The sequence below is a fragment of the Mycobacterium sp. UM_11 genome (assembly GCF_001414075.1).
Classification (GTDB): Bacteria; Actinomycetota; Actinomycetes; order Mycobacteriales; family Mycobacteriaceae; genus Mycobacterium.
Map to the genome: position 1 here is coordinate 35,330 of NZ_LATC01000003.1, position 17,445 is coordinate 52,774.

16 protein-coding genes are annotated in these 17,445 nt (G+C 69.3%); 14 read left to right on the top strand and 2 right to left on the bottom strand.

The features are described from left to right. Positions 1-18: 18 nt before the first annotated feature. The 3 genes from WU80_RS01585 to secA all read left to right on the top strand — a co-directional run bounded on the left by WU80_RS01585 (position 19) and on the right by secA (position 4,564). On the top strand, positions 19-651 hold the full coding sequence (locus WU80_RS01585; RefSeq protein WP_055399082.1) for a ComF family protein: 633 nt from the start codon (positions 19-21) through the stop codon (positions 649-651). A gap of 324 nt (positions 652-975) precedes the next feature. Further along, positions 976-1,647 carry a ribosome hibernation-promoting factor, HPF/YfiA family gene (gene hpf, locus WU80_RS01590; protein WP_055399080.1) on the top strand — a complete coding sequence of 224 codons (672 nt, stop codon included), beginning with the start codon at positions 976-978 and terminating at the stop codon, positions 1,645-1,647. Positions 1,648-1,738: 91 nt separating this feature from the next. Further along, the gene (gene secA, locus WU80_RS01595; RefSeq protein ID WP_055399078.1) at positions 1,739-4,564 is read left to right on the top strand and encodes a preprotein translocase subunit SecA; all 2,826 of its coding nucleotides are present in this window, start codon (positions 1,739-1,741) and stop codon (positions 4,562-4,564) included. 9 nt (positions 4,565-4,573) lie between these two features. Here secA and WU80_RS01600 read toward each other — a convergent pair whose 3' ends face one another. Beyond that, positions 4,574-5,107: a hypothetical protein gene (locus WU80_RS01600; protein ID WP_156349390.1), complete on the bottom strand. Its 534-nt coding sequence runs from the start codon at positions 5,105-5,107 to the stop codon at positions 4,574-4,576. 93 nt (positions 5,108-5,200) lie between these two features. Here WU80_RS01600 and WU80_RS01605 point away from each other — a divergent pair, with 93 nt between their 5' ends. The 5 genes from WU80_RS01605 to WU80_RS01625 all read left to right on the top strand — a co-directional run bounded on the left by WU80_RS01605 (position 5,201) and on the right by WU80_RS01625 (position 10,068). Beyond that, entirely contained in the window at positions 5,201-5,947 is a 747-nt protein-coding gene (locus tag WU80_RS01605) for a hypothetical protein (RefSeq protein WP_055399174.1), read from the top strand. A 33-nt stretch (positions 5,948-5,980) separates the two neighbouring features. After that, on the top strand, positions 5,981-7,528 hold the full coding sequence (locus WU80_RS01610) for an HD domain-containing phosphohydrolase (RefSeq protein ID WP_082459689.1): 1,548 nt from the start codon (positions 5,981-5,983) through the stop codon (positions 7,526-7,528). A 69-nt stretch (positions 7,529-7,597) separates the two neighbouring features. Next, positions 7,598-8,353: a methanethiol S-methyltransferase gene (mddA, locus tag WU80_RS01615; RefSeq protein WP_055399172.1), complete on the top strand. Its 756-nt coding sequence runs from the start codon at positions 7,598-7,600 to the stop codon at positions 8,351-8,353. 70 nt (positions 8,354-8,423) lie between these two features. Further along, positions 8,424-8,906 (top strand): cation:proton antiporter regulatory subunit, encoded by a 483-nt coding sequence (locus WU80_RS01620; protein WP_055399072.1) that lies wholly within the window; start codon positions 8,424-8,426, stop codon positions 8,904-8,906. A 4-nt stretch (positions 8,907-8,910) separates the two neighbouring features. After that, complete coding sequence (locus tag WU80_RS01625) at positions 8,911-10,068, top strand: cation:proton antiporter (protein ID WP_055399070.1); 1,158 nt, start codon at positions 8,911-8,913, stop codon at positions 10,066-10,068. 5 nt (positions 10,069-10,073) lie between these two features. Here the strand turns inward: WU80_RS01625 and WU80_RS01630 are convergent, their stop codons facing one another. Continuing rightward, a complete protein-coding gene (locus tag WU80_RS01630; RefSeq protein ID WP_055399068.1) occupies positions 10,074-10,613 on the bottom strand; it encodes an Rv3235 family protein in 540 nt (179 codons plus the stop codon). Between the two features lie 175 nt (positions 10,614-10,788). On the opposite strand from WU80_RS01630, the gene WU80_RS01635 reads away from it, so the two are divergent. From WU80_RS01635 to WU80_RS01660, 6 genes are all read left to right on the top strand, one after another. Then, positions 10,789-12,207 carry a wax ester/triacylglycerol synthase family O-acyltransferase gene (locus WU80_RS01635; RefSeq protein ID WP_055399066.1) on the top strand — a complete coding sequence of 473 codons (1,419 nt, stop codon included), beginning with the start codon at positions 10,789-10,791 and terminating at the stop codon, positions 12,205-12,207. A gap of 43 nt (positions 12,208-12,250) precedes the next feature. Beyond that, entirely contained in the window at positions 12,251-13,111 is an 861-nt protein-coding gene (ppk2, locus tag WU80_RS01640) for a polyphosphate kinase 2 (protein ID WP_055399065.1), read from the top strand. Next, entirely contained in the window at positions 13,108-13,611 is a 504-nt protein-coding gene (locus tag WU80_RS01645) for a hypothetical protein (RefSeq protein WP_156349389.1), read from the top strand. The genes ppk2 and WU80_RS01645 overlap by 4 nt, the downstream gene beginning before the upstream one ends. Positions 13,612-13,710: 99 nt before the next feature. Continuing rightward, positions 13,711-14,904 carry a ferredoxin reductase gene (locus WU80_RS01650; protein WP_369808479.1) on the top strand — a complete coding sequence of 398 codons (1,194 nt, stop codon included), beginning with the start codon at positions 13,711-13,713 and terminating at the stop codon, positions 14,902-14,904. Between the two features lie 87 nt (positions 14,905-14,991). Continuing rightward, positions 14,992-16,275, top strand: a complete 1,284-nt coding sequence (locus tag WU80_RS01655; protein ID WP_055399063.1) for a fatty acid desaturase — start codon at positions 14,992-14,994, stop codon at positions 16,273-16,275. Between the two features lie 69 nt (positions 16,276-16,344). Continuing rightward, positions 16,345-17,406, top strand: coding sequence for an AraC family transcriptional regulator (locus tag WU80_RS01660; protein WP_082459686.1), 1,062 nt, complete (start codon positions 16,345-16,347; stop codon positions 17,404-17,406). Positions 17,407-17,445: the final 39 nt, after the last annotated feature.

Here is a 17,445-nt window from a genome sequence, read left to right on the forward strand (position 1 = left end):
GCCCGCGACACTGGCCCCATGCTCGACCTCATCCTGCCGCTGCAGTGCGGCGGCTGCGGCGCCCCATCGACCCGCTGGTGTGCGGCCTGCGCCCGGGAGCTGTCGGTGGCCGCCGACCAGCCGCATGTGGTGAGCCCGCGCGTCGACCCGGGGGTGCCGGTGTTGGCGCTCGGCCGCTACGCCGGCGCCCGCCGGCAGGCGATCCTGGCGCTCAAGGAGCACGGCCGCGCCGATCTGGTCGGCCCGTTGGCGGGGGCGCTGGCCACCGGCGTGCACCGGCTGCTGTCGTGGGGCATCGTCGAGACCCCGCTGAGCCTGATACCGGCGCCGACGCGTCGTTCGGCGGCGCGCCGGCGCGGCGGCGACCCGGTCACGAGGCTCGCGCGCACGGCGGTGGCGGGCCACCCGGCCATCACGGTCGCCCCGGCGCTGCGGATGAGGGCGCTCGCTCGCGACTCGGTGGGGCTGGGCACGGGCGCCCGCGAGCGCAACGTCGCGGGCCGGGTGCGGCTGCGCCGCGCGCCCCCGGCCACCGAGGTCTTGATCGTCGATGACGTCGTCACCACCGGGGCGACGGCCCGCGAATCGGTGCGGGTACTGCGGGCGGCGGGGGTTCGGGTCACCGCAGTGCTGACGCTCGCGGCCGCCTGAGGCTGGGCGGTCGCCAAGAGTATGTGAAGAACTCGCAACAGCTCCGCGAAATCAGTGGCATGGCGAGGCGAACACGAGCTAACGTCGAGAACAACGTTAATCGACTCACTGGTCTGACTCACTGGTCGCGACATTCCCAGGTTGAGACCCCACTCGCGGGAAGGGGTGAGTATTCGACACCTTGCATCGGCGAGCAGCCTGCAGCGGTGATTTACCGAAAAGACCCGCTCTCCCCACCTCGTCGGCGCGTCGTCAGCAAGCCGGGCACGCAGGGCGCGTGCGACGTGAAAGAGAAACGAGTTGTCACGTATGTCAAGGCTATCCGTGGATTCCGGTCAAATTCTTGACCCACCGCCGACGCAAACCGACGGCCAAGCCCAACCGACGACGACCGAAGCCGAAGTCGTCTTCAAGGGCCGCAATGTTGAAATCCCAGACCACTACCGGGTGTACGTCTCCCAGAAACTCGCCCGCCTCGAACGGTTCGATCGCTCCATCTATCTCTTCGATGTCGAGCTCAAACACGCGCCCAACCGCCGACAGCGCAAGTCGTGTCAACGCGTGGAGATCACCGCCCGCGGCCGTGGGCCGGTGAGCCGCGCGGAGGCCTGCGCCGACAGCTTCTACGCGGCGTTCGAGTCCGCGGTCGACAAACTCGAGAACCGGCTGCGCCGCGCCAAGGACCGCCGCAAGGTCCACTACGGCGACAAGACCCCGGTGTCGCTGGCCGCCGCCACCGCGGTCGTGCCGCCGCCGCGCCCCGAACCCACGCCCGAGCCGACCGTCGACCATGACGGCGCCGACACCGACCACGAGCCCGGCCGGATCGTGCGGACCAAGGAACACCCGGCCAGGCCGATGACGGTCGACGACGCGCTCTACGAGATGGAGCTCGTCGGGCACGACTTCTTCCTGTTCCACGACAAGCAGACCGAACGGCCGTGCGTGGTGTACCGCCGCCACGCCTACGACTACGGGCTGATCAGGCTGTCCTGACGTTCGCCGGGTCGACGGCCATCACGCCGTCGTCACCTACCATGGGAGTCGCTTCAAGAGAAGAGACTCCCAACCAACAGGGGACATAGCTGTGCTGTCGAAGTTGCTGCGCCTTGGCGAAGGTCGCATGCTCAAACGTCTCAAGCGGGTGGCTGACTACGTCAACACCCTGTCCGACGAGGTCGAAAAGCTCACCGACGCGGAGCTGCGCGCCAAGACCGATGAGTTCAAGAAGCGGCACGCCGACGGCGAAAGCCTCGACGACCTGCTGCCCGAGGCGTTCGCGGTGGCCCGCGAGGCGGCCTGGCGGGTGCTCGACCAGCGCCCGTTCGACGTGCAGGTGATGGGCGCCGCGGCGCTGCACTTCGGCAACGTGGCGGAGATGAAGACCGGTGAGGGCAAGACGCTGACCTCGGTGCTGCCGGCCTATCTCAACGGCATCGGCGGCAAGGGCGTGCACGTCGTCACGGTCAACGACTACCTGGCCAAACGCGACAGCGAGTGGATGGGCCGCGTGCACCGCTTCCTCGGCCTGGACGTCGGCGTGATCCTCGCGCAGATGACGCCCGACGAGCGGCGGGTGGCGTATGCCGCCGACATCACCTACGGCACCAACAACGAGTTCGGCTTCGACTACCTGCGCGACAACATGGCGCATTCGCTCGACGACCTGGTGCAGCGCGGCCACAACTTCGCCATCGTCGACGAGGTCGACTCCATCCTGATCGACGAGGCCCGCACCCCGCTGATCATCTCCGGGCCCGCCGACGGCGCCTCCAACTGGTACCTGGAGTTCGCCCGGCTGGCGCCGCTGATGGAGAAGGACGTCCACTACGAGGTGGACCTGCGCAAGCGCACCGTCGGGGTGCACGAGCTGGGCGTCGAGTTCGTCGAGGACCAGCTCGGCATCGACAACCTCTACGAGGCCGCCAACTCGCCGCTGGTCAGTTACCTCAACAACGCGCTGAAGGCCAAGGAGCTGTTCAACCGCGACAAGGACTACATCGTCCGCGACGGCGAAGTGCTCATCGTCGACGAGTTCACCGGCCGCGTGCTCTACGGCCGCCGCTACAACGAGGGCATGCACCAGGCCATCGAGGCCAAGGAGCACGTGGAGATCAAGGCCGAGAACCAGACGCTGGCCACCATCACGCTGCAGAACTACTTCCGGCTCTACGACAAGCTCGCCGGCATGACCGGTACCGCCCAGACCGAGGCGGCCGAGCTGCACGAGATCTACAAGCTCGGGGTCGTGTCCATCCCGACCAACAAGCCGATGGTCCGCGCCGACCAGTCCGACCTGATCTACAAGACCGAGGAGGCCAAGTACATCGCGGTGGTCGACGACGTCGTCGAGCGCTACGAGAAGGGCCAGCCGGTGCTGATCGGCACCACCAGCGTCGAGCGCTCCGAGTATCTGTCGCGGCAGTTCCAGAAGCGCCGCGTCCCGCACAACGTGCTCAACGCCAAGTACCACGAGCAGGAGGCCGGCATCGTCGCGGTGGCCGGCCGGCGCGGCGGGGTCACCGTGGCCACCAACATGGCCGGCCGCGGCACCGACATCGTGCTGGGCGGCAACGTCGACTTCCTCACCGACCAGCGGCTGCGCGAGCGCGGCCTGGATCCGGTGGAGACCCCCGACGAGTACGAGGCCGCGTGGCACGAGGAGCTGCCCAAGGTCAAGGAGGAGGCCGGCAAGGAGGCCGCCGAGGTGGTCGAGGCCGGCGGCCTGTACGTGCTGGGCACCGAACGCCACGAGTCGCGGCGCATCGACAACCAGCTGCGCGGCCGCTCCGGCCGCCAGGGCGACCCGGGCGAGTCGCGCTTCTACCTGTCGCTGGGCGACGAGCTCATGCGCCGCTTCAACGGCGCCGCCCTCGAGGCGATGCTGAACCGGCTGAACCTGCCCGACGACGTGCCGATCGAGGCCAAGATGGTCACCCGCGCGATCAAGAGCGCCCAGACCCAGGTCGAGCAGCAGAACTTCGAGGTCAGAAAGAACGTCCTCAAGTACGACGAGGTGATGAACCAGCAGCGCAAGGTGATCTACGCCGAGCGCCGCCGCATCCTGGAGGGCGAGAACCTCAAGGAGCAGGCGCTCGACATGGTCCGCGACGTGGTCACCGCCTACGTCACCGGCGCGACCGCCGACGGTTACGCCGAGGACTGGGACCTCGAAGCGCTGTGGACGGCGCTGAAGACGCTGTATCCGGTCGGCATCGACCACCACACGTTGATGCGTCTGGACGCCGACTCCGAGCGCGACGACCTCACCCGTGAGGAGCTGCTCGACGAGCTGCTCAAGGACGCCGAACGCGCTTACGGGGCAAGGGAAGCCGAGCTCGAGGAGATCGCCGGCGAGGGCGCGATGCGTCAACTCGAACGCAACGTGCTGCTCAATGTCATCGACCGCAAGTGGCGCGAACACCTCTACGAGATGGACTACCTCAAGGAGGGCATCGGGCTGCGCGCGATGGCGCAGCGCGACCCGCTGGTGGAATACCAGCGCGAGGGTTACGACATGTTCATGGCCATGCTCGACGGCATGAAAGAGGAGTCGGTCGGCTTCCTGTTCAACGTGACGGTCGAGGCGGTGCCCAGCCCGCAGGTCGCCCCGGTGGAAACGCCGGAGGGACTCAAGGAGCTGGGAGCCGCGGCCGATCAGGGCGACACCACCCCGCCCACGCGCGAAGAGGCGCCAACCCAATTGCGCGCCAAGGGAATCGAGACCGAGGCGCCGGCCATGACCTACTCCGGCCCGTCGGAGGACGGCTCGGCGCAGGTGCAGCGCAACGGCGGCAACGGTCAGAAGACGCCGGCGGGCGTGTCCGGGGGAGGTTCCCGGCGCGAACGGCGTGCGGCCGCCAGGCAGCAGGGCCGCGGCGCCAAGCCGCCGAAGTCGGTGAAGCGGCGCTAGGGCGCGCCTTTATCTCCCGCCGAGCGTGCGGCGATGCGAGCGGCGCCAGATCGCGCGGCCAACGGCCACGGCGACGCACAGCACGAGCCCGGCGAGCAAGGACTGCAACGCGAAGACCGCGAAGTCGTTGACGTCGTAGGCGCCGCCGTCGCCGACGCACTGGAAGCTCACGCTGGTGCCCGACTGGCCCGGCTTGTAGCTGTAATGCGAAGTGTTGTAAGCCATCTCGTACCCGCTGCGGCAGACGATCGGGCTCATCCACAGCGCGGCCGACGGAATGACCGCGGTCACCGCCGCGCCGACCCCGGCGCACAGGGCGATCACTGCACCCAGTACCGCGACGACGGGTAAGACCCACCCGGCCCCCGCGCGCTTGCGCGTTGGCGCGGCGTACGCGATGGGCTCCGGTTGGCGTCGCTCGACGGATTGATCCCCTCCCGCGGCGGCCCTGGCGTCGGCCAGCTGGCGCTCTAATTCCGCGATGCGCTTTTGCTGCGCGAGCTGGCGTTCCAGTTCGGCGATGCGCTGCTGCGGGTCGTCCATCAGCACATGATCGCACTGCGCGACGGCGCGGCCGCGAGAATTTGAGGCAGCCGCCCCATGCGGTGCGGGCGCGCCCGCGCGCACCATTCACGCATGACCACTTCACGCACCCCGCTGGACGCCGCCACGGCCGTCCTGCGCAATCCCCGCCTGCCCGCCGGAGACGACGAACGCTTCGTCGGCTTCGGCGTGATGGGCCTCCCGTTCGCCAGCGGACACTATCTGGCGCTGCGGCACTTTCCCGCCACGTCGTTCTCGCCCGGCTATCGCTCGGTGTGGCATCGCGACCCCGACGGGGAGTGGACCTTCTACGCCACCACGCCGGGACCGCAGAGCTGCGCCCGCTTCTTCAGCTCGGCGACGCCCAACGACGCGGTGCAATGCGACATCGACGTCGCCTGGGTCACCCCCTGGTCGCTGTTCGTCGAGATCCCGAATCTGCTTGCCTGGCATATCGATATCGGCGCCACCCCGTCGACCCGGCTGATGAGCGCGGTCGGCGGCCGGTTGCCGGCGCGCGCGTGGACGAACCGGGCGATGCTGGCCGCCCTGGGCCGGGCCGCCGGCCCCACCCTGCGCGCCGGCCGGGTCCGGCTCGCGGGAACGGCGCCGAATGGGCAGCGCTTCATGATCGCCCCCGCACAGGTGTGGGCGGTGACGGACTCGCGCGCCGCGTGGCGTGGGGCCGACCTGGGACCGGTCGGCCCACTGCCGGATCAGCCGCGGCTGGCCGGCTTCCGGCCGCCGCAGCGCGGACTGTTCGTCGTCGGCTCGGGGCATTTCGAAACGTTCGACGCCGCCCGCCACCACGGCGTCGGGCGCACTGTGCCAATCGGCTGACCACGGGCCGATGAGCTGGGCACAATGAGGCCCATGTCGGAGCCCGAATTGCCGACCCGCGCCGAGCTGCTGGCGGCGCTGTCGGTGGCGATCGACCTGGGCCTTGGGCAGCCCGCCGAGCACATGCTCCGGGCGGCGCTCATCGCGACCAGGCTCGCCGACCGCCTCGGGCTCGACCAGGAAGAACGGGACTGCACCTACTACACGACGCTGGTCATGTGGATCGGCTGTCACGCCGACTCCCACGAATACGCCCGCTGGTTCGGCGACGACATCGCCGTGCGCCACGACTCGTACCTGGTCGACTGGTCGGGGCTGCCGTACCTGCGGTTCCTGGCCGGCAACGTGGGCCGCGGCCAGCCGTTGGCGCACCGATTGAGCTTGATGGCAACGCTTTTCGCCAACGCGCGCGGCCACATCTCCCGATTGATTCACTCGCATTGCACCTCGGCGGCCGTGCTGGCCGACCGAATCGGCTTGGGCCCCAACGTCCAGGCGGCGGTGGCGTTCGCGTTCGAGCGCTACGACGGCGGCGGCCTGCCCGCCGGCGCGCAGGGCGACGAGATTCCGATTCAGATGCGGATCGCCCAGCTCGCCGACATGGTCGAGGTGCACCACCGCAACTACGGTGTGGCCGGGGCCATGGCCATGGTGCGCGACCGGTGCGGCGGCCAGTTCGATCCGAAGGTCGCCGACGCGTTCTTGCGCGACGCGGAGAAGGTCCTGGCCGGCCCGCCGGCCGGCGACGCGTGGGCGGCGGCATTGGCCGCGGCGCCCGAGCAAAGCCGTCTCGACGACCGGTCGCTGGACGCCCTGCTCGTCGCACTCGGCGACTTCGTCGACTTGAAATGTCCGTTCACCCTTGGCCATTCACGCGCGGTGGCCCGGCTCGCCGGGGACGCGGCGCGGGCCGCGGGCGTGGACGCCGACGCGGTGGCGTTGACGCGGCGCGCCGGCCACGTGCACGACCTGGGCCGCATCGGGGTGTCCAATCAGATCTGGTCCCGGCAAGGGCCGTTGACGGCGGCGGAATTCGAACGCGTGAGGCTGCACCCGTACCTGACGGTGCGCATCCTCAACCAGGTTCCGGCGCTTCGGCAGCTCGCGGAGGTCGCGGGCAACCACCACGAATGCCTGGACGGCTCCGGATATCCGCGCGGGCTCGCCGGGTCGGCGCTCGGCCTGCCGGACCGCATCCTGGCGGCCGCGGTCTCCTACCAGTCCGCCTGCGAGCCCAGGCCGTACCGCGAGGCGATGTCCCCGGACGCGGCGGCCCGGCGGCTGCGCGGGCGGGTGCAGGCCGGCGAGCTCGAGTCGGTGGCCGTCGAGGCGGTGCTGCACGCGGCGGGCCAGCCGGCGCAGCGGCCCAACGTGCGCCCGGACGGCTTGACGCCCAGGGAGATCGAGGTGCTGTGTCTGGTCGCCCGCGGCGCCTCGAACAAGGACATCGCGGCGTCGCTGGTGATCAGCGAGAAAACCGCCCGCAACCACGTCGAGCGGACCTACGCCAAGATCGGCGTATCGAACCGCATCGGCGCCAGCATGTACGCGCTGCGCAACGGACTGGTCAAAAATACCTAGTGGCCCGGCCGGCAAAGATGAGGCAAACGACCTATGGTCGTGCGCTTCCACGCGGCGGACACTAAGCCCATGAAGCGATACTTGACGCTTGGTTACGGCGCCGCGGCGTACCTGCTCTTCCTTGCGGCCTTTCTGTATCTCATTGCCTTCGTGGGCAACTTCGCGGTGCCACGAAGCGTCGACCGCGGGCTCACCGCGCCCCTCGCCGAGGCGATGCCGATCAACGCGGCGTTGGTCGCCCTGTTCGGGATCCAGCACAGCGTGATGGCCCGGCCCGGGTTCAAGCGCTGGTGGACGCGCTTCGTGCCGTCGGCGATCGAGCGCAGCACCTACGTGCTGTTCTCGAGCGTGGTGCTGGCCCTGCTGTATTGGCAATGGCGAACGATGCCGACGGTGATCTGGGATGTGCGGATGCCCGCGGCCCGCGGGGTGCTGTGGGCGCTGTTCTGGCTCGGCTGGGCGATCGCGCTGCTGGCGACCTTCCTGATCAACCACTTCGACCTGTTCGGGTTGCGGCAGGTGTACCTGGCGTCGCGCCAACAGCCCTACACCAGCATCGAATTCCGCGTCCGCCTGCTCTACCGGGTGGTGCGCCACCCGCTGATGCTCGGCATGGTCATCGCGTTCTGGGCCGCGCCCGTCATGACGGCCGGACACCTGCTGTTCTCGATCGGCATGACGGGCTACATCCTGATCGCCACGCAGCTCGAGGAGCGCGACCTGATCGCGGCGCTCGGCCACCAGTACGCCGACTACCGCCGCGAGGTGTCCATGCTGCTGCCGATTCCGCGCCGGCACAGCACCGAGATGGCGCAGCAGGGCTGATTTCAGCAGTTCTATAGGAGCCCGCCGATCCGGCACCGGCGCCGCCGTCCGACCTGTCAGGATTAACGGTATGGATGTCAAGGAGGTGCTGCTGCCGGGCGTCGGCCTTCGCTACGAGTTCACCGACCACAAGGGCGACCGCATCGGCATCATCGCGCGGCGCAGCGGCGACTTCGAGGTCGTCGTCTATGCCCGGGAGGATCCCGACGAGGCCCGCCCGCTGCTGCACCTCAGCGAGGAAGAGGCCGAGGCGGTCGCCGCGATCCTGGGCGCGCCCCGGATCGCCGAGCGGTTCACCGAGCTGGCCCGCGAGATACCCGGACTCGAGACCGGACAGGTTCACATCCTGGCCAGCAGCCCGTTCGTCGACCACCCGCTGGGCGACACCCACGCCCGCACCCGCACCGGCGCCTCCATCGTCGCGATCGTGCGCAACGACGAAGTGCTCGCCTCGCCTGGGCCGGCCGAAATGCTGCATGCCCGAGACGTTTTGATCGTAATCGGAACCCAGGACGGCATCGCCGGCGTCGAGCAGATCATCGACAAGGGCTGAGCCGGTGCAAGTTTCGTGGGCGCTGCTGCTACAAGTCGGCGCCCTCCTGGCCACGCTGGCCGTATTGGGCGGCGTGGCACGCCGTTTCGCGTTGTCACCGATTCCGGTTTACCTGCTCGCGGGCCTGTCGCTGGGTAAGGGCGGAATCCTGCCGCTGGCCGCCGGCGGCCAGTTCATCACGACGAGCGCGCCCATCGGCGTCGTGCTGCTGCTGCTGACCCTGGGCCTGGAGTTCTCCGCGGCCGAATTCGCCGCGAGCCTTCGGCACCACCTGCCGTCGGCGGGCGTGGACGTCGTGCTGAACGCGACCCCCGGCGCGGTCGCCGGCTGGCTGCTGGGACTGGACGGCGTGGCCATCCTGTGCCTGGCCGGCGTCACCTACATCTCCTCCTCGGGCGTCATCGCGCGCCTGCTGGAGGACCTGCGCCGGCTCGGTAACCGGGAGACGCCGGCGGTGCTGTCCGTGCTGGTGCTGGAGGATTTCGCGATGGCGGCCTACCTGCCGCTGTTCGCCGTGCTGGCCTCGGGCGGCGGGTGGCTGCACGCCGTCGTCGGGATGGTGGCGGCGGTGGCCGCGCTGCTGGCGGCGTTCGCCGCGTCCTACCGCTGGGGCCACCACGTCGGCCGGCTGGTCGAACATCCCGATTCCGAGCAGCTGCTGCTGCGGGTGCTGGGCGTCACCCTGATCGTGGCCGCGATGGCCGAATCGCTGCACGCGTCGGCCGCCGTGGGCGCGTTCCTGGTGGGGCTGACGCTGACCGGGGAGACGGCGAAACGGGCGCGTGAGGTGCTGGGGCCGTTGCGCGATCTGTTCGCCGCGATCTTCTTCCTGGCGATCGGCTTCTCGGTCGACCCGCACGAGCTCATCCCGATGCTGCCGGCGGCGCTGATATTGGCCGTGGTCACCGCGGCGACCAAGGTGGCCACCGGGGTGTTCGCCGCCCGGCGCGACGGGGTGGCCCGGCGCGGGCAACTGCGCGCGGGCACCGCCCTGATCGCGCGGGGCGAGTTCTCGCTGATCATCATCGGGTTGGCGGGCACGTCGATTCCCGCCGTCGCCGCGCTGGCGACGTCGTACGTCTTCATCATGGCGATCGTGGGTCCCGTGCTGGCCCGCTATACCGGCGGCCCGCTGACGCCCAGCCCCGGGCCCCCGCGCTAGGGGAGTCAACCGATGTGCAGGGCCACCACCAGCCACCCGGCGGGCGAGCGCTCGACGCGGCAGGCGATGGCGTGGACCCGGTTCCCGCGGCTGTAGGAGCCGAACACCTCGGCGGCGGTGTCCGGGTCGCGGTGACCCGCCGGCTGCAGCCGCAACCGGCGCAGCACCGCGGCGCCCTGCTGGCCGGCGGCCGAATGGCTTACCGCGACAACGGAATCCATCAGTGTCGGCGTCAGCAACGGGCGCAGTTGGGCGACGGGGCGGCGGCGGTCGATGACTTCGAGCACCCGGCGCAACGCGGCGTCGGCGAAGGTCGCCGCCTGGCGCATCGCCGCCGACATGACGGGGCGGGGCTGCTCCGCGGGTTGCCTGCCGGGCGGAAGGGGACGGTGCGGCGCGCGCGGGCTGCGCCGGCGCAGCGGCGCGCGCGTCGACGGGCGGCACGCGGGCGCGTTCTGCGATATGTCTTGTGGGGGTGGCTCGTAGTCGACGACGGGTAGGACGGCGAAGGCGCCAGACGGACCCGCGACTGGGCTGGTGTTCACGCGCACTCTCCAACTCTTCGGCCGAACTCGCAAGAGCCCGCTGGAGAGTGGCAGGCAGTCGTCATCATGGCACAACTCGGGCTCGCGCGTGCCCGCGCTCGGCCGGGCGATTACGGTGGGCGGGACATCTCCTTTCCCAGCAGGGCGATGATTCGATGAGGAGGACTGCGCCCACATGGTGACCCGGTTGTCCCCATCGGACGCGTCGTTTTTTCGGCTGGAGAACACGGCCACCCCGATGTACGTCGGATCGCTGTCGATCCTGCGCCGGCCCCGCGCGGGGCTGAGCTACGAGACGCTGCTGGCCACCGTCGAACATCGGTTGCCCCAGATCCCGCGCTATCGCCAGAAGGTCCGCGAGGTGCGGGTCGGCTCGGCCCGGCCGGTCTGGGTGGACGACGCCGACTTCGACATCACCTACCACGTACGGCGCTCCGCGCTGCCCTCGCCGGGCAGCGACGAACAGCTGCACGAGCTCATCGCCCGGCTGGCCGCCCGGCCGCTGGACAAGTCACGCCCGCTGTGGGAGATGTACCTCGTCGAGGGTCTGGCCAAGAACCGGGTCGCCCTGTACACCAAGTCGCATCAAGCCCTGATCAGCGGCATGGCGGCGCTCGAGATCAACCACGTCATCGCCGACCGCACCAGGCGCCCCCCGGCGCTGCCCGAGGATATCTGGGTCCCGGAACGCGACCCGGGCAACGCGAGGCTGATCTTCGGCGCCATCGGCGACTGGTTCGTGGGGCCGGGCACCCAGCTGCAGGCCGTCGGGTCGGCCATCGGCGGCCTGGTGACCAACCACGGCGAGCTCCTCGCGGCGGGCCGCCGGGTGGTCGATTTCGCGCGGGCCGTGGCGCGCGGCACCGCGCCGAGCAGCCCGCTGAACGCCACCGTCTCGCGGCACCGGAGGTTCACGGTGGCGAGCTGCAACCTCGAGGACTACCGCACGCTGCGCGCGCGATACGACTGCGACGTCAACGACGTGGTGCTCGCGGTGATCGCCGGCGCGCTGGGCAACTGGCTGATGTCACGCGGGGTTGCGGTGTCGCCGACCGCGACGGTGCGCGCCATGGCGCCGCTGCCGATCTATGCCGACGGTCAGCTCGACGCGACCGGCCCTGGGCAGGCCATCAGCCAGGTGATGCCGTTCCTGGTCGACCTGCCGGTGGGGGAGCCGAACGCGGTGGTGCGGCTGTCGCAGATCGCGCACGCCACCGAGTCGAACCCCACGGGCGCCCGCCTGGTGGACGCCAGGACCATCGTCACCCTGTCCGGGTTCGCGCCGCCCACGCTGCACGCGATGGGCATTCGCGTCGCCACCAGCTTCCCCAGCTTCTCCCGGCGGACGTTCAACCTGCTGATCACCAACGCGCCCGGGGCCCAGTCGCAGATGTACGTCGCCGGCACCAAGCTGCTGGAGACCTACGCCGTGCCGCCGCTGCTGCACAACCAGGCGCTGGCCATCAGCGTGACGTCCTACAACGGCATGCTGTACTTCGGCATCAACGCCGACCGGGAGGCGATGAGCGACGTCGAGTTGCTGCCCGGCCTGTTGAGCCAATCGCTCGAGGAATTGCTGGAAGCTTCCCGGTAATTACCCGGGGTGAAAGCGCTGGCCGGTTCTATCATTCGTTGGTGTGAGTACCGCGACAAAGGGCCCCAAGGCGAAGGCGGCGAAATCCACGCCGCCGAGCGCGCCCAAAATTTCCGCCGACGTATATCAAGCCGAATTGTTCCGGCTGCAAACGGAATTCGTGAGGCTGCAAGAGTGGGTGCGGCATGCCGGCCAACGTGTGGTGATCGTCTTCGAAGGTCGCGACGGCGCGGGCAAGGGCGGAACCATCAAGCGGATCACCGAATACCTCAACCCGCGCGCGGCCCGCATCGTCGCGCTGCCGGCGCCGACCGATCGGGAACGCGGCCAGTGGTATTACCAGCGCTATATCGCCCACCTTCCCGCCAAAGGCGAGATCGTCTTGTTCGATCGGTCGTGGTACAACCGCGCCGGCGTGGAGAAGGTGATGGGATTCTGCACGCCCCAAGAGCATGCGCTGTTCTTGCGGCAGACCCCGATCTTCGAGCAGATGCTGATCGATGACGGGATCCTGCTGCGCAAGTATTGGTTTTCGGTTTCCGCGGCCGAGCAGCTGCGCCGGTTCAAGGCGCGGCTGAATGATCCTGTGCGGCAATGGAAACTCAGCCCTATGGACACCGAATCGCTGTATCGCCGGGAGGACTATTCACGTGCCAAGGACGAGATGATGGTGCACACCGACACCCCCGTCAGCCCTTGGTATGTGGTGGAATCCGACATCAAGAAGCACGCGCGGTTGAACATGATGGCGCACCTGCTGTCCAGCATCTCCTATCACGACGTCGAGCGGCCCCACGTCAAGCTGCCCAAGACGCCGGTGGTGAGCGGGAACTATCAGCGTCCGCCGCGCGAGCTGTCCAGGTACGTCGAGGACTATGCGGCGACACTGATGGGGGATTCGTGACGGTGGTTTACATACCGGCCACGCTGGCCATGTTGCAGCGTTTGGTCGCGGAGGGCTCGTTGCGGCCCGTCAACGGCACGGCGTTCGCGCTGACGCCGACGCTGCGCGAGTCCTACGCCGAGGGCGACGACGACGAGCTCGCCGAGGTCGCGCTGCGCGAGGCGGCGCTGGCGTCGCTGCGCCTGCTGGCCGACCCGGACGCGGAGGGATCCCTGCCGCCGCGGCGCGCGGTGCTGGCCGCCGAGGCCTCCGACCTCAGCTTCCGGCCCGACCTCGACGACGCCGTGGTGAGACTGGGCGCGCCCGTCGCGCTGGAGGACGTGATCGCCGCGTACGTCGACAACGCGGAGGCGGAGGCGGACGTGACCAGGGCGATCGAAGTCATCGACGCCGCCGACCTGGGCGACGAGGACGCCGAGCTGATCGTCGGCGACGCGCAGGATCACGACCTGGCGTGGTACGCCAACCAGGAGCTGCCGTTCCTGCTCGAGCTGCTCTGACGCGCAACGATGTGACGCATTCGGAGCCGCCGACCTAGCTACGCAACCGTAGGTTACGGTACCGTAGGTTTCGTGAGGCCCTCAGAATCGACCACAATGGTGAGCGCAACCAAGACGCCGCGCGATGGTCAGGAGCTTCCGCTGGGCAGACGTAACCCCTCGATCACGGGCAACGTCGTCGAGACCAAGCGGCCCGTGGTCGCCGGCGCCGACCGGCACCCCGGCTGGCACGCGCTGCGCAAGATCGCCGCGCGCATCACCACACCGCTGCTGCCCGACGACTACCTGCACCTGGCCAACCCGCTGTGGTCCGCGCGCGAGCTGCGCGGCCGCGTCCTCGAGGTGCGCCGCGAGACCGAGGATTCGGCGACGTTGGTGATCAAGCCGGGTTGGGGGTTCAACTTCGACTACCAGCCGGGTCAGTACATCGGGATCGGCCTGCTGATGGACGGGCGCTGGCGCTGGCGGTCGTATTCGCTCACCTCCAGCCCCGCCGAAACGTCCGGTTCCGGGTCGTCGCGCACCGTCACCATCACCGTGAAGGCGATGCCCGAGGGCTTCCTGTCGACCCACCTGGTCGCCGGCGTCGAGCGGGGAACCGTCGTCCGGCTGGCCGCGCCGCAGGGCAACTTCGTGCTGCCCGACCCAGCGCCGCCGTCGATCCTCTTCCTCACCGCGGGGTCCGGAATCACGCCGGTGATGTCCATGCTGCGAACACTGGTGCGCCGCAACCAGATTGGCGACATCGTCCACGTCCATTCGGCGCCCACCGAATCGGATGTGATGTTTCGCGCGGAGCTGGCCGCGCTGGCCGCCGATCACCCGGGCTATCGCCTGCAGCTGCGGGAGACCCGCAGCCGGGGCCGCTTGGACCTCGCCCTGCTCGACCACGAGGTCCCGGACTGGCGCGAGCGTCACACCTGGGCCTGCGGGCCGGAGGGCATGCTGACGCAGGCCGAGCGGGTGTGGTCGTCGGCCGGCATCGGCGAGCGGCTGCACCTGGAACGCTTCGCCGTGTCCAAGGCGGCGCCCGCGGGCGCCGGCGGAACGGTCACCTTCGCCCAGAGTGGTCGCTCGGTGGCCGCCGACGCGGCGACGTCGCTGATGGACGCGGGCGAAGGCGCCGGAGTCCAAATGCCCTTCGGCTGCCGAATGGGTATATGTCAGTCGTGCGTGGTCGGCCTCGTGGAGGGCCACGTGCGCGACCTGCGCACCGGCGCGGAACACGACCCGGGCACCCGGATTCAGACCTGCGTGTCGGCCGCGTCCGGCGATTGTGTGCTCGACATCTAAAGGCTACTCACAGGTAACCTACGGATTCGTAGGTTACGATAGCGTAGGTATTGCACCGACGACACGACCGTAGGGAGATGACGACGAGTGGCAATCACAGACGTCGACGTATTCGCCCATCTGACGGACGCCGACATCGAGAGCCTGGCCGTTGAGCTGGACGCCATCCGCCAGGACATCGAAGACTCTCGCGGGGCGCGCGACGCCCGCTACATCCGCCGCACCATCGCCGCGCAGCGCGCGCTGGAGGTCTCGGGCCGGCTGATGCTGGCCGCGAGTTCCCGCCGCTCCGCGTGGTGGGCGGGGGCCGTCACCCTGGGCGTGGCCAAGATCATCGAGAACATGGAGATCGGCCACAACGTCATGCATGGCCAGTGGGACTGGATGAACGACCCGGAGATCCACTCCTCGACGTGGGAATGGGACATGAGCGGGTCCTCGAAGCACTGGCGCTACACCCACAACTTCGTGCACCACAAGTACACCAACATCCTCGGGATGGACGACGACGTCGGCTACGGCCTGCTGCGCGTCACCCGCGACCAGCGCTGGAAGCGCTTCAACATCCTCAACTTGGTCTACAACACCATGCTCATGCTCCTGTTCGAGTGGGGCGTCGGCCTGCAGCACGTGGAGATCGGCAAGATCGTCAAGAAGCGGATGGAGCACGACGACGCCCGGCAACGGGTGGACGAGTTCCTGGCGAAGGCCGGCCGGCAGGTCTTCAAGGACTACGTCGCCTTCCCGGCGCTGACCTCGCTGTCGCCGGGTGCCGGCTACCGGTCCACGGCGACGGCCAACGCCACCGCCAACATCATCCGCAACGTGTGGGCCAACGCGGTCATCTTCTGCGGCCACTTCCCCGATGGCGCAGAGAAATTCACCAAGACCGACATGATCGGCGAGACCAAGGGCCAGTGGTACCTGCGCCAGATGCTGGGCAGCGCCAACTTCGACGCCGGGCCGGTGCTGCGGTTCATGAGCGGCAACCTGTCCCACCAGATCGAGCACCACCTGTACCCGGACCTGCCGAGCAACCGGTACGCGGAGATCGCGGTGCGGGTGCGGGAGGTGTGCGACAAGTACGACCTGCCCTACACCACCGGCTCGTTCCTGGTCCAGTACGCCAAGACCTGGCGCACGCTGGCCAAGCTGTCGCTGCCGAACAAATACCTGCGCGACGGCGCCGACAACGCGCCGGAAACCCGCAGCGAGCGGATGTTCGACGAGTTGGGGCCCGGATTCGCGGGCACCGACCCCGAGACCGGCCGGCGGCGCGGGCTGAAGACCGCCATCGCGACCGTGCGGGGTTGGCGGCGGGCCAAGCGCGTTGAGCGCGACGCCCGGCGCGCGGACGACCTGGCGGCCTAGCACCCGCGCCGAGCGTGTACTGAGCGCGAGATTTCGGGCTGATTCTCGCCGTTCGCCATACTGGGATACGTGCCGGTGTTCGTCGGGTCGCAGGTCTCGCACTGGGACTTTCCGCGGAGCACGGCCAGCATCGCGTTGATGACCGAATTCGGTTGTGAGAACGGGCTTGCCGCGGCCGACGTGCTCGACGGCACCGGCCTGTCGGAGGCCGACCTGCGCGACCACCAGCGGATGATCGTCGGGCGTCAGGAGCTGGCGGTCGCCACCAACCTGGTGAACCTGCTGGGCAACGCGGCCGACCTTGGCGTGCGGGTGGGCGGCAGCTATCACGTCGGGTCGTTGGGCATCTTCGGCTTCGCCTGCCTGACCAGCTCGACGCTGGGCGACGCCGTGCGGTTCGCGGCGCGGTTCTACGACCTCAGCTACGGCTTCTGCCTGCCGACCGTCATCGTGGAGGGGCCGGTGGCGGCGTTGCGGCTCGACCTGCCCGACCTGACCGGTCCGGTGGCGGAGTTCCTGGTGCGGCGCGACCTGGCGGCCATCGCCCGGGTCATGGCGGAGATGTTGGGCCGCCCCGTCCCGTTCACCGCGATCGATTTCACCGGTCCCGCGCCGTCATCGGATGCCTTGGCCCGCAAGGCGTTTGGCGTGACACCGGGTTACGACGCGCCGGCCAACGTCGCGCGCTGGCCCGCCGCCCTGCTGGACAATCCGCTGCCCCAGGCCAGCGAGCAGACCGTGGCGATGTGCGAGCAGCAGTGCCGCGCCCTGCTGGAGCGCCGCCGGCAGCGGACCGGTGTCGCCCGCCGCGTCCGCGAGCGGCTGGCCTCCGTCGACGGCGAGCCCCACACCATAGCCGCCGTCGCCCGGCAACTGGCGATGAGCGAGCGGACGCTACGCCGGCGCCTGGCCGAGGAGAACACGTCGTTTCGGGATCTGCTCGAGGAGGTGCACCGGGTGCTCGCCGAGGAGCTGTTGGCGACGGGCGCGCTGTCGGTCGACGACGTCGCGCTGCGGCTGGGCTACGCGGAGGCGACGAGCTTCATCGCCGCGTTCAAGCGGTGGACGGGCACGACCCCGGCGCGCTATCAGCGCTCGGTCGCGCCCCGGGCCCGGCTGCAGGCCGGCTGATCGTGGCCGGAATCATGGATTTGCCGACCGCAATCGGTT